General features: G+C 31.2%; 11 protein-coding genes. 6 read left to right on the forward strand and 5 right to left on the reverse strand.

The window, feature by feature from the left end; translation table 11 throughout:
* Positions 1 to 1,509, reverse strand: a complete 1,509-nt coding sequence (locus D1815_RS13500; protein WP_118387569.1) for an aspartate aminotransferase family protein — start codon at positions 1,507 to 1,509, stop codon at positions 1 to 3.
* Between the two features lie 362 nt (positions 1,510 to 1,871).
* Between D1815_RS13500 and D1815_RS13505 the strand changes: the two genes are divergently transcribed.
* The 5 genes from D1815_RS13505 (at position 1,872) to D1815_RS13525 (ending at position 8,039) form a co-directional block, all read left to right on the forward strand.
* Positions 1,872 to 2,390, forward strand: coding sequence for an RNA polymerase sigma factor (locus D1815_RS13505; protein ID WP_118387572.1), 519 nt, complete (start codon positions 1,872 to 1,874; stop codon positions 2,388 to 2,390).
* A gap of 70 nt (positions 2,391 to 2,460) precedes the next feature.
* Complete coding sequence (locus D1815_RS13510; RefSeq protein WP_118387574.1) at positions 2,461 to 3,417, forward strand: FecR family protein; 957 nt, start codon at positions 2,461 to 2,463, stop codon at positions 3,415 to 3,417.
* Between the two features lie 87 nt (positions 3,418 to 3,504).
* Positions 3,505 to 6,210 (forward strand): TonB-dependent receptor, encoded by a 2,706-nt coding sequence (locus D1815_RS13515; RefSeq protein WP_118387576.1) that lies wholly within the window; start codon positions 3,505 to 3,507, stop codon positions 6,208 to 6,210.
* A gap of 4 nt (positions 6,211 to 6,214) precedes the next feature.
* On the forward strand, positions 6,215 to 7,018 hold the full coding sequence (locus tag D1815_RS13520) for a DUF4249 family protein (RefSeq protein WP_118387578.1): 804 nt from the start codon (positions 6,215 to 6,217) through the stop codon (positions 7,016 to 7,018).
* 154 nt (positions 7,019 to 7,172) lie between these two features.
* On the forward strand, positions 7,173 to 8,039 hold the full coding sequence (locus tag D1815_RS13525) for a hypothetical protein (RefSeq protein ID WP_147404277.1): 867 nt from the start codon (positions 7,173 to 7,175) through the stop codon (positions 8,037 to 8,039).
* 180 nt (positions 8,040 to 8,219) lie between these two features.
* On the opposite strand, the gene D1815_RS13530 is transcribed toward D1815_RS13525, so the two are convergent.
* The 3 genes from D1815_RS13530 to D1815_RS13540 all read right to left on the reverse strand — a co-directional run bounded on the left by D1815_RS13530 (position 8,220) and on the right by D1815_RS13540 (position 11,513).
* Complete coding sequence (locus tag D1815_RS13530) at positions 8,220 to 9,632, reverse strand: S41 family peptidase (RefSeq protein ID WP_118387582.1); 1,413 nt, start codon at positions 9,630 to 9,632, stop codon at positions 8,220 to 8,222.
* Between the two features lie 111 nt (positions 9,633 to 9,743).
* Positions 9,744 to 10,265 carry a hypothetical protein gene (locus D1815_RS13535; RefSeq protein WP_147404279.1) on the reverse strand — a complete coding sequence of 174 codons (522 nt, stop codon included), beginning with the start codon at positions 10,263 to 10,265 and terminating at the stop codon, positions 9,744 to 9,746.
* 153 nt (positions 10,266 to 10,418) lie between these two features.
* On the reverse strand, positions 10,419 to 11,513 hold the full coding sequence (locus D1815_RS13540; RefSeq protein WP_162897365.1) for an AraC family transcriptional regulator: 1,095 nt from the start codon (positions 11,511 to 11,513) through the stop codon (positions 10,419 to 10,421).
* Between the two features lie 527 nt (positions 11,514 to 12,040).
* Here D1815_RS13540 and bluB point away from each other — a divergent pair.
* The gene (gene bluB / locus D1815_RS13545) at positions 12,041 to 12,712 is read left to right on the forward strand and encodes a 5,6-dimethylbenzimidazole synthase (protein ID WP_118387588.1); all 672 of its coding nucleotides are present in this window, start codon (positions 12,041 to 12,043) and stop codon (positions 12,710 to 12,712) included.
* A 322-nt stretch (positions 12,713 to 13,034) separates the two neighbouring features.
* Here the strand turns inward: bluB and D1815_RS13550 are convergent, their stop codons facing one another.
* Positions 13,035 to 13,715 (reverse strand): hypothetical protein, encoded by a 681-nt coding sequence (locus tag D1815_RS13550; protein WP_147404041.1) that lies wholly within the window; start codon positions 13,713 to 13,715, stop codon positions 13,035 to 13,037.
* Between the last annotated feature and the right edge of the window lie 278 nt (positions 13,716 to 13,993).

A 13,993-nucleotide genomic window follows, 5' to 3' on the forward strand; every position in this document is an offset into this window, starting at 1 on the left:
TTAATTGTGCTTTTCGCTATTGTAAGTCTTACCTGTTTCCTTAATCATCTGAATGATATTTAACAGATCATCAATGGTACTTTTAGGATTTAATAATGTAAATTTTAGATATGTTTTTCCATTAAATTTTGTGCTCGCTATAGAAGCTTGACCCGATTTAAACAAGGTATTTTTAATATAAAGATTCGTTTTATCAAGAAATGCATCTGACGATACACCTGGAACTTTATATCGAAAAACTAATGTACTTAGCTCTGGTTTATGAGCCATTTCAAAATAGATATCATCTCTAACGCTATGATAAAGATCTAATGCTAGATAATGTACTTTTTCTAAAAATGCTCCTATATTTTTTTCTCCAGTCATTTTTAAGGTAAACCAGAGTTTCAACGCATCAAATCGTCTAGTAGTTTGGATTGATTTTTCTATCAGATTAGGATGTTTTTCATCTCTATGTTCTAATGGATTTAGATAATCCGCGTAATATGAAACATACTTAAAGTGTTCTGTATCTCTAACTAAGAAAGCACTAGAACAAACAGGTTGAAACATTGTTTTATGAAAATCAATAGTAACAGAATCCGCATGTTTAATTCCTTCTAAAAGATGGCGATGTGTTTCAGTGAGTACATAACTACCACCATAAGCGCCATCCACATGGAACCAAATATCATATTCATTAGCGATTTTTGCAATGGTATCCAAAGGGTCAAAACTACCAAAATCGGTGGTTCCTGCGGTAGCTACAATAGCAATAGGTATATTTCCTATTTGTTTTTCTTTTTCAATAGCTTGTACTAACGCATCTGCCTCCATTTTCATCTTTTCATCCGTAGCCACAGGAATCACCGAATTGTATCCCATGCCCATAAGAGCAGCATTTTTTCTAATACTAAAATGAGCTTTATCCGAACAGAAAAAACGAAATTTAGAAACTACATCTGACCAACCATTCTCCTTTAGATTCAATCCAAAATGTTTAAACGCATAATTATCTCGTGCTAATAACAAGGCCATAAAATTGGATTGGGTTCCACCACTGGTAAAAACACCATCAGCAGTAGATGGTAAGTTCATTTTATCACAAATCCATCGAATCATTTCCTGTTCTATATACGTTCCAGAAATACTTTGATCCCAAGTTTCTACGGCCGTATTTACGGATGAAGCGATTAAATCACCAACCAAAGCGGGAAGCAATACAGGGCAATTAAGATGCGCAACATAGTTAGGATGATGAAAAGCAATGGTATGATCGAGATACAATTCTTTAATTTCATTAAGAGCCTGATCCACTGATAAGGTTTCATTCGCGTTTGGAGAGAGTAAATCTTTCTTTTCCCGAAAGTCAGATACTTCTCCTGGATAAAAATGATCTCTATCCAAAAAAGACTTTACATATTGCAGCGCTTTATGCATATATTCTTCATAGCTATATTTGGATTGAGGATCGAAAAAATGATCAACTTTTTGATCAAAAGCAAGATTGGTTTGTGTGTCGAGGAGCATATTATTTTTATTTGGTCTAAATAAGCTTGACAAATTTAGAATCAAACAAAAGTATATTTATGACGTATTTCGGATAAAAAAAGACGTCGTAAGAATATAAAGGAGCTAATTAATCTTGAATTAATGATAGCGTAAGAGTTATTTAAAAGTATATTACGGTTTTTCACAAAAAGATCACAATACACCTATCCTATAATACTTATTAGCAAAATCACACGATCTAAAACTTTCTAAAAACCCTTTTAAATAGTATACATAACACTTTTAATCACTAAAAGATTATGAACACGAAGTAAAGTGCAACAGTAATTAGTTTTGAGCGTTTTTTTATATAATTTAGTAATCTCTCTTTATTAAAATATTTGGATAAAAAAACTACATCGAATTCTACCAAAGAAGCTAAATTCTCCAATTTGTTTGACAAGCACTATAACAGATTGTACAATTACGCTTTAAAAGTTTTAGAAGAAACCGACCTTTCTGAAGAGTTAGTACAAGAAACATTTATAAAGCTTTGGGAAAACTTTGAGCGTATTAACCAATCCGAACGTTCTATAGAATCGTTTTTAATTACCACACTAAAAAATAAAATCATCGATTCTTATAGAAAGAAAAGAACTAGAGAGAAACATACAAATGTATATGCGCTCCATACTACTATAGAAACTGAGATTGATAAACAATGGGAATTGCTAGAGCGCATCGAAAATATCTATACTACTTTGGAACAAAAAACAACAGATATTTTTAAATTATCAAGAGATAAAGGTTTCACCTACAAAGAAATTTCCCAAAAAAAAGGTATTTCTATAAAAACTGTAGAACTCCATATTTCAAAAGCCTTAGCAGCATTTAAGAAAGGCTTAAAAGATTATTTATAAAAAATAATCAAAATTTAATAGGGTACCCCTGCTCCGCAAACGTCTTATATCTAATTAACACCTTTTGGGTATGGAGCATTTTAAAATTACAGAAACTGAACTTTGGGAATATATTTCGCAAACCGCGGATGATAATACTATTCTAAAAGTAGAAAAATGGAAAAACTCTCCCGATTTTGATAAAGCACTATTTACCAAAATAACAACCATCCATAACCATACTGCTACGAAAGACCCTTCTGTTGAAGAAGCCAAAAAACGTTTTTTTATTACAGTGAAACCCAAAACAGTAGTTTGGAAAGAAATGCTAAAGTATGCGGCTATATTTGTTATACTCATTTCTGGAGTATATTTCTACAATACCTTATCCTCCAATAAGAATCAAATAGTTGTGCAAACAACTTTTGGTGAACAAAAAAACATCAAACTATCAGATGGTTCTATTGTATGGCTAAATGCTTCTAGTAATCTATCCTATAACTCAGAAGATCCAAGAACTTTATATCTAGAAGGAGAAGCATTTTTTGAGGTAGCTAAAGATACCTTACACCCATTTACTGTAACTACAGCGAATCATATCACCGTAAAAGCTTTGGGCACCAGTTTTAATGTAAAATCATATACAGATAGTGCAATTACAGAAACAAAGCTATTAACTGGTAAAGTAGCCGTTACTTCCAATACTCAGTTCAAAGAAAGTGTATTCTTAATTCCAAATCAAAAAGTAACCTTCTATAAGAAAACTAAAGAAGTCCTAAAATCTAATATGGGCACTAATGAATCCCATATTGCCTGGAAAGAAGGGAAAATACAATTCGAAAATAAAACCTTTAGAGAAATAGCAGTCGACTTAAAAGCGCATTTTGGCACCTCAATACTCTTTAAAAATGAAAACATTGCCACTGCTAGATTTACTGGGGCTTTCGACAATACAACTCCTATAAATGAAATTTTTGAAATACTTACAATTTCAAAAAGCTTTACATATCAACTAAATACGAAAACAAATGAGTGGATAATAAAATAAAAAAAGTGGGAAAACTGGCATTTTCCCACTATAAAAGTTAAAAAATTCTAATCGCGAAATCAGTATTAATTAACAATATTCAAATGTATGAAAATATACCATTTTGGGGTCATTTCATGGCCAAAAAATAGTTATGGAAAACCCTCTTTTTTAATGAAATTATCTTTCTTTTTTTATTTGGTTTTTTGTTTTCAACTCTTGGGATTCAATGGGTTTTCTCAAAAAAATGTTACACTAGAAGAAGAAAATAGTTCTTTACAATCAATTATCAATAAAATTGAAACACAAACGTCTTACGCTTTTATATTTAGCAATGACGTAATCGATGTCAATCAAAATTTTAGTATAACTGTTATAAAAAAAGATATAACCGAAACGCTCGAGTTGCTTTTTAAGGATACTAGAATTTCTTATGAAATTAAGAAAAATCACATTATTCTTTCTAAAGCTAAAAAACAAGATGATGATTATACTATTAGCGGGATTGTTAGAGATTCGAATACAGGCGAAACACTTTTGGGTGCCAGTATTATTATCAAAAATAATAACAACGGAGTATTTACCAATGAATATGGCTTTTATTCTATAACGTTACCTAAAGGAGGCTATCTTTTGGAGATTTCTTATTTAGGCTATTCCACTAAAACCTTAGATATTCAGTTAAACAATGATTTGAGCATAAAGATAGAGCTTAGGCCATCCTCAAATGAATTAGACGAGGTAATAATACAGACAAATCAGAATAACAAAAGTCAGGTAGCACCAATTTTAGGAGGAACTACCAATTTAACAACTTCAGAAATTAAGAAATTACCATCTCTTTTAGGAGAACCAGATATTTCACGAGCAGTTTTAACTCAACCAGGTATCAGTAGTATTGGTGAGGGAACCAGTGGTTTTAATGTAAGAGGTGGAAATGTGGATCAAAATTTAATTCTACTAGACGAAGCACCTTTGTATAACACCTCTCATTTGTTTGGATTATTTTCCATTTTCAATGCAGATGCAGTTAAAATATTAAAATTATATAAAGGCGAAATACCGGCTCGCTTTGGAGGAAGAGCATCATCAGTATTAGAAATTCGACAAAAAAATGGAAGTTTAAAGAGAATTAAAGGAGAAGGTGGATTGGGATTATTGTTTTCTAAATTAACAATAGAAGGTCCTATTAAAAAGGATAAAATAAGTTTTTTAGCTTCTGGAAGACGTTCTTATTTTGATGTATTTTTTCCTTTATTTAAAGGTAACGAGGCTGTCGATAAATTTCATTTTTATGATTTAAACACAAAACTTAGCTGGAATATCAATAAAAATAATAGGTTATATGTCTCAGGTATTTTTGCTGCAGATGTCTTAAAATTTAATCAAGAAGAAGAAAATGGAGAAGGTGGATTTGATACTGATTTGGACCTAGGATGGACAAACACTACCACTACTATACGATGGAATCACACTTTTTCAAATAGATTATTTTCTAATATAACAGGTATTTATAGTAAATATGATTTCTCATTAGGGCAAAGAGAAGATCTTCGGGAAGAAGAAATTGAGGAAAACATTGAAGAAACTGTTGAGAGATCTATTGAGAATTGGATTTTTAAACCTGATTTTACTTATTATTTAAATCCTAATACCCAAATGCGATTTGGGCTTTCTGGCAACTTATATCAATTCGTTCCCAAAATTACTGGTACAGCAGGCAAACAAGTTCTGGACAAAGAAAAAGCGTTAGAACTCGCCGCCTATTATAGTATTCAAAAACAATGGAATAAATTATCATTACAGACCGGTTTAAGATATTCTTGGTTTGCAAATTTTGGGGAAGAAAACATTGCTATCTACGACCCTAATCTTGCGCAAACACAAAACTCAATTGTAGGAAACAGAAGGGTAAAGAATAATGAGATATCGAAAACTTATTTTGGACTTGAACCACGCATGTCTGTAAAATATGATATTAATGATCGAAAAGCTTTTAAAATAGGATATAATAGAATTTTTCAATACGTCCATTCCATCAATAGACAAACGATAACATTACCAAACGATAGTTGGAAACCATCTGGTGAGCATATTGCTCCCTTAAAAGTAAATCAATTTTCTGCCGGATATGCCTATGACACCAAGGATCAAAATTATAATTTTTCGATAGAGGGATACTACAAAACATTTGATGATATAATAGTTTATAAAAATGGTGCTCGATTAGGAGTCTTTGATAATTTAGAAACTGAATTAGTGGCCGCTAAAGGTTTTTCTTATGGACTAGAATTTGCCGCTCATAAGAACAAAGGAAAACTAACTGGAAATGTAAACTACACCTATTCTGTATCAAAACGGAAAACAAAAAGCAATTTCTCCTCAGAACAGATTAATAGAAACACTTATTTTCCTTCGAATTTTGATAGACCTCATATATTCAATCTTACGGCAAATTATAAATTATCTAAAAAGTGGGAAGTTGGAGCTTTTTTTACCTATCAAACAGGAAGACCCATCACCGAGGCTAATGGTAGGTTGATTATCGATGGAGATGCATTCATTACGTATTCTGATAGAAACGCTTTTAGAATCCCGAATACCCATAGAGCAGACATCTCGTTTACATATACACCTACCGATAATCCTAAAACGAACTGGAAAGGAAGCTGGAATTTTGGTTTATATAATGTGTATGGTCGTAAAAATGCGTTTTCGATTAATTCTGTTTTTGACAATAACCAATTAGAAACGTCTCAAATTTCATTTATCGCCGCACCAATTCCATTCATCTCCTACAATTTTAAATTTTAGAACCATGAAAAAACTACATATATACATAGCATTTATTTCATTATTCACATTAATAAGTTGTGTTGAGGATATTAGTCAAGATTTTGAGTTTAAAGAACAGGTATTTATCTCAGGATTATTGACTAATGAAGTGGGATTTGTTTCAATTCAGGTTCAAAAAACCGTTCCAGTAACCGACACGATCTTTAATCCTGTAAATAATGCTCAAATATCCTTATTTATGAAAGATTCATCTGATGATGTATCATTGGTTTCGGATTCTTTTACAGTAAATAATGGAACGTATACTACTTCAGAAATGATTACTCCTATTATAGGAAATACGTATTGGATAGAAACCATATTACAAGACCAAACTGTACTTATATCAGAAGAGGAAATTTTAAGACCCCCTATTCCTATTACGGATATGGAAAAGACCGATGATAGCATTCGAATTACTTTTACCGGTCCAATTGATGTACAAAATTTCTATTTAATTCAGTTAGAAATTCTTAAAGATGGTACATTAATTTCTGATGAATTGATCGTATCCAATGACAGAATCATCAATGAAGAGGAAGAAAAAATTCTTGTTATAACTGGTATGAACGAAGGCGAAACATTAAATGTAAACATCAGTAACATTAACTTCACTACGTTTCAGTTTTATAGCAATGTCATTAGTAACCAAGGAAATGAACCAGAATTATCCTCTTTGTTTTTACCTGTCAACCTAGTTGGTAATATCACCAATATGACAACAAATGAATTGGTACTAGGTAATTTTGGTGTGTCAGGATTAACTCCTATTACCATAGATTTCTAAACAACTACCTAGAATACTTTTTTAATAAATAAATCAGGATACTAACCTATCCTGATCCCATACTTTGATTTTAATCAATTACAACATTTTAGGAGGTTACCTTAATAGAGGTACCCTATCAGATTATTATAAACAATTCAAAAATTAAATTATTATGAAACATTACCGCATGTACACAACAGTCCTTATTTTATCATTATTTTTCATCAGCTGCGACTCTGATGATGATATCATTATTGATGAACCTCTTGAAATATCACAAGATATTAAGGATTTAATTTATTTTAAAGGTGATGAAGATGCTCCTATCGTTCTGATCAATGTGCAAAGTGGTCCTGATACAGAACTTAGTACAGGTGAAGTAGACGAAATTTTTCAAACTTTTGATACTACCGACCTTTTAGCTGTAAACGTACACCAAGCACAAACATTAAATCCAAGCCCGTTCGAAAATGATGATATTACATTTAATCAAGCAATTAACTTTAATTCGGAAAGTGTGGAAATGCTTTATAAAGTTGTCAATTATTTTAAAAATCAAGGCAGAACAGTCTATGTATTAGGAATTTCATTTGGAGCTTTCGTGACACAAGATCTTATCGCAAAGAAAGGGATAGATGTCGCAGATAAGTATTTGATTATGGCAGGTAGATTAGATATGGAAACTGTTATGTGGGAAGCTTTTTCTGAAGGAAGGGCTGGGTATTTCGAAAACGGAACTAATCCAATTCCGGATCAAGAACCAGAAATGGATGTTATCGATAGAAACTTAAACCGATTAGCTGCCGGATTTGCAATGAATAGATACACCGAACTTCTTGATTCTTTTAATGACTTATCTAGCATTACCTACGTTTACGGAGAAGTAGATCAAGCAGTTGGTAGACTTACAACTTCAGAAATTGAACTTTTACAGTCTAAAAACACAAACATAATCACAGGTTCCGGAGACCACGACCAAACAATTAATGACTTTATTACACAAGGTTTTGAAGAGGCATTTGGTATATCATTACAATAATTGATAGTAATGTCTGTACATTCAAAAAACTCAGGTTTTCGAAAACGATTTTAAGCAAAATCCAACATTTTACTTTCATTTACAAAAAAGCCAGTTATTAAAATAACTGGCTTTACTTGTATCGAGAATTCACCTTTGATTATTATATCTTCCAGAATGATTTTTTCATCTAGCGCCTTATTAATTATTTAGCAATTCTAAAGCGCGTTCTATTCCACCATCTTTTTCTTCTTGAAAGTCTAGAGTTGATAAAAATGGTACCCTGTTTTCTTGATTTTCGGGACCAATTCCAACTGCTTCAAAAACTTCTCCTTGCGCATCACTATATACTTCATTAGATAATCCTACTTCTGCTCCATTAGGTAATATATGAGTAAGAATAGTAGAAAAAGCACCTGCTGTATTTTCTCCTACTATAGTTACATATGGCAAGTCTTTTACGCATAACGCAAAGAGTTCAGCTGCACTTACACTATAAGGGCTCGTTAGTACTATAATATCATCTGTAAACTGAAAGTCCCCTTTTGGTCCTACAGAGAAAGACTTATTTTCCGTAAAGCTATCTCCTAACCTAGCTTTCTTAAAATATGAAATCCGTTCCTGATCCATAAAACGAGATACCATATCTAAAGCAGCTGTATCATAGCCTCCATCATTAAAACGTATATCGATAATTAATTTAGAAACTCCTGATTCTCTTAGGTCGTTCATTATAGTGTCTAGTACAGTATTTAATATTGATAACTCATTACTGAAATTTGTTCCGTACCCTTCCATAGTTCCAATAACAATATATCCTACTGTATCATCGATCAATCCCCATAATATGTTCTCACTATCATCTATTTCAAAACTTCCTCCTAAATACTCCGTGACGATTGTAGTTATTTTTTGATCAACAAGATTAAAATAATCGTCCTCACTTTCTATTACCAACTCTACAGTTAGGTTAGCATTTAATCTTTCTAATAATTTGGGGTCTCCTGAGTTAATTTCAATATCATTATCTTCATCATAGACACTTACATGGGCATCTTCTAATAAAACAACAAGCTCTTCTAAAACATCATAAAAATTATCCTCTGTAACTTGATCTCTTAAATCTTCATATTGAGACCAGTCTACATTTCTAGTATCAAAAAAAGCATAATGGTAATTAAAAATATTCCAAAAATGATCAAAATTTACTTTTGGATCTTCTGTACTGGAAACCTGATCAGGTAAACAGTTTGGAGTTTGACTTGATAACCGAGTAAATACTATTTCTGAGTCTGATAAATCTGTAGAAGCTACAAGCTCATTTTCGTTAGCCAGTTCTAGGTGCAATCCAAAGTAATCTTCTGGAACAAAATCATCGTCCTGAATGGAACATCCTACTGTATTTATATTATAAAAAATGTTATTATCATCAGTCAACTCTAAAATGTATCCTTTTTCTTCTGACATCCAAAAACCATTCATTGGATCTTCCACAGGAAGAATGGTGGCGTCATCATCAGATTGACAAGAGAAAATAAAAAACACCATTATATATAGATACCATTTTTTACTAATTGAAAAAGAGAGTTCTTTTTTGATTGTTCGTAATATCATAATTCTGTTTTTTGATTTTTATAAAAAGTAATTTGTTTTAAAAAGATTAATCAGGTTCTATTTATTACAACTGAAGAAAATCGAACCTAATTTTTAAGGTACTCGCTGTTTTTAAAAGCGATATCCAATTTTGAGACTCAGATAGGGTATCGTGTTAATACCTCTCTCCTTATCGTTCCCAAAACCAAGTCCTAAACCTAGCCCTGCTTCGTAATTAAAATGATTACCAATATTTCTTCTAATACCCCAAGTTGGTGCCAGTAGTAGATTGTTTAGTGAATTTTTATCATCTTCTGAAACATCATAAAAATGATAGCTCGATCTAAACGACACATAATTTCCACTATTACCATCTATTCTTTTACCTTTTTTCGCTCGTGCTTTCAGATTATAATACCAACGTGGTTCTAACGCTAAAGCAGGTGCAATATTCGCTGTGTTAGGGCCTCCTAAACCAATTTCACTTCGCAAAACAACTTGATTGAATAATTTTAGCTCATTATGAGTCCATATATTCAAAACTCCAATTTGAATACCAAAAATTGATTTTTCTACTGAAGCTTCTTTTATATTCTGCGAAAACCCAAAATAAGGGCTAGGAAATAACAACAAGACAAAAACTACTTTTCTCATACTTAACATTAATTTGAAAGGTTTTATTAATAAGATTAAGTAGTGTTTTTCCATTTTTACATTTTTGAATTACTTATGTAAAAGTATAAGTGTCAAAAAAATAAAAAGTAATTTTAAGTCAGGAGAAGTCCTGAAACAATGGAATATTACGAATCAGGACTTTTGCTGAAGTTTTCTGAAGGCTCCAGGAGACATTCCTAAAGTGGTATTGAAAGTTTTGTAGAAAGCACTTTTAGATTTAAAACCTGATTCCATACCAATAGCTACGATCGAATATTTATTAAATACAGGATCTTGTAATAGTTTTTTAGCAGCTTCAATACGATATTCATTTACAAACTGAATAACACTCTTACTGATTTCTTGATTTATGATCTGCGATAAATATCCTTCGCTTGTTCCCAAGCGGTTTGCTAAATCTAATCTACTTAAAAGTGGATTTTTATATAACTCTTCCTCTTCCATTACTGTATATAATTCTGTAATGATTTTAGAAACAGTAGTTTCATTTATTTTCTTTTTCACAAAAGTATTAGTTGTTTTTTGTGAAACTAAATACTGATGTATTTCATCTTTTTGGGCTATTATCTGTAGTTTAAAAATCCCATAATATAATATCCACCACGACAGAAAAGAAAGTAGTATCCACAGAAAACTGGTGATAAATTCTGAATCATATATATAAAGTTCTATGTTAGATAAAAGCCAACAAATAATAATGCATATAATAAAAAGGTTGAGTCTTAATAACCAACGCTTTTTTTCTATAGAAATCGTATTTGTTTTTTTTATCAAATATCTCCCCCAAAAAATTAATAATACATTATATAAAAAAGATAATTGATCCTTAATATCATATATTATTGCATCAAAATCAGGATTGTAAATATTTAAAACAATATCAAAAAAAGAAACACCAAGTTCAAGAATTACCGAACCGATAAAAGGAAAGTAAAGCAATCTATACCATCTTTTTGTAAGATATTTATGTTCGATATGAATTAAAAAATATGTAAATAAAGCTACTGCAACCAAAAGCTCTAACATAATATTGTCTAAAAATTGTAAGACAAAATTCCCTATCTCATACCAACCTAAAAAGGTTAAACTTGTCAACAAGAATAGAGATAACGCCAGATATTTATTAGCACGACTTTTATAAAAAGAAGTGGTCACTAATGAGATACTTATAAAATATCCAATAATTCCACTAACAATAATCGCGAGGTCTAATAGTTTTATATCCAATTCTTGTAAAAATTAATTATAACCAATTATACTCATAACGAATTTAAAAGTGTAGTGTTACATTATGTAATAATAAAAATTATAAAGACTTTATCTTTAAATGTAAGATTCCTGCTAAAAAATAGGACGGAAAGTATTATCAAAAGAAATAGTTAAATAATAAAACTTCATATAAATATGAAGCTTTCTCTTATAATAATTCTCAATCTGGTTTCTAATTTTAATTGAAATTGAATACCCACAATATATACCTTTCCATTAACAAACAAGATGCTGATTACAAACATAACTTGACAATCCTTAGCATTAAAATGGAATTAAATTAAAATTCTTAATTTAAAAAATATTGGGTGTTTTAACCCTACTCTTTTATCTTCTCTAAATCTAGAATTGTATTAAGTATAAATGTTAATTTTGAATTGATAATTTCAGTTCTGGTTATATTTAAAAGTTAAAGTAAAAAATAGTTTTTTCCTATTTATTTTAAATAAGTAACTTAAACCAATAGTTCAACTACAGCAAAAATAATGGATAATCCTAAAGAAAAATTGCAACGAGCATTTAACAAAGAAGAGCAACAGTTGCTAGAAGAAATCTTAATGCACAGAAGAGATGTACGAGGAAATCATTTTTTAGATACACCAATTCCTGACGACCATATCGATACTATTTTAGAAGCTGCATTGGTAGCTCCTTCTGTAGGATTTTCTCAGCCTTGGGAATTTGTTATAATCAAAGATCAAACAACCAAACACGCTATAAAAAAAACTTTCTCTGAAAAAACAAAAGAAGCCGCTTTGTTGTTCAAAGACGAAAAACAAAAAGAATATATCAAACTTAAGTTAGAAGGCATTGTAGAGTCTCCTTTAAACATAGCTGTTTTCTACAAGCCAAAAAAAGGTCCTGTATTGGGACAAACCAGTATGCCAAACATGGGTAAATACAGTGTGGTTTGTGCAATTCAAAATATGTGGCTCATGGCTAGATCTCTTAATATTGGTATGGGATGGGTAAGTATTTTAGATCCCGAAAAAGTAAAAAAAATATTAAATGCACCATCAGAAAATCAACTAATTGGCTATTTATGTTTTGGTTACACAGACATGTTTTATAATCAACCCGAATTAAAACTTAAAAAGTGGGACCGCAAAAAAAAACAAAAAGAAGTGGTCGTTCTAGAGAAGTATAAATCTTTGTAAACGACGTATTAATCTCCCATTTATTTTACACCAGTTATTATAAGCTTATCAGGGTTAAAGAATACAAAATCTTTTACTATAATTTCTTTAGGTAAAAAATGAAGTATCAATCATTATTGCAAAATAGTGTTTAAACGAAAAATCTTTATGAATACCTTGTTAATGAAAATTGAATGCAAATAAAAAGTCAACCCTGTAAAACGGAACAGAATCCATTTCTGCTTATATCTCGTTAAGGACAAAATTCTCGTTTTATAAAGTCTTATTAAAATTATAGAAAAAAAATCTCACATTTCTGTGAAGCTCGTGCATCATCTTAATGCTACTCCAAGCTTTTTTCATGACTAAAAGTCTTCATCATTTTTTCGACATCCAGATGGATTTTTCCTTTTACTAACCAAGCGACTGCAAATGCATAAACCGCTACCCACTCTAACCAAAAGGTATAGGCAGGAAATATCTCATCCATGTTTATTTTTAGTATTTTCTCAATTGCAAAAATCACAATAAGCGCACCTACAGAAGCCCAAACGATGATACCACTCCTACGAAATAATCTGTTTCTGGATGCTGATGCATTGTGATTTAAAACAAATTTGTAAAAACTCATATATCCCAACAAAAAGAAAAAGGAAGCTGCACTCAGTAAATGAATTGTCCCTAATAAACTGTTAGATTGATGACCAAACAAATAGGGGGAATCTGTAAAAAACAAAGTTCCAAGTGGGTTTTCCGATTTGGTGGGAACCAATACCGTAACCAGAATACATATTCCTGCTACCGTAGTGATCAAACGATCGCTAAACGACTCACCTTCTTGTTTGGGATATCCTCTATAATTTATCAAGATTAAGCCAAAAGCCGACAGTATCAAAATAAAAAACACCCCTCCAGCTGTGTAATAATAATGACTCATACTAGAGAGTAACTGCTGATGAGTTATTAATAATAATATGGGTAGCGCTAACCCAAGGATTCCTATTGTTTTTCTGAGCGAATACATTGATTTTTTATCTTCCATGACATCCTGATTTATGTTACTCCAAATGTAGTGTCATAAAACACTGACAGCTATTACAAAAACGGTAAATAAAGGTAATTTTGCGACATGGATATATACTGGAAAATTTATATGAATACGGATTAAAGAAATTTCCGCTTTACCAAAGCAACTTTATTAGTTAGTCAGACCTGTCAGGTTTTAAAAAACCTAACAGGTCTGACTTCATAGCATTGTACATATCCTTTTCTTACACTTTTTACTTACTCAATTCCGAAGTT

The organism is Aquimarina sp. AD1 (assembly GCF_003443695.1).
In the GTDB taxonomy this organism is placed as follows: domain Bacteria; phylum Bacteroidota; class Bacteroidia; order Flavobacteriales; family Flavobacteriaceae; genus Aquimarina; species Aquimarina latercula.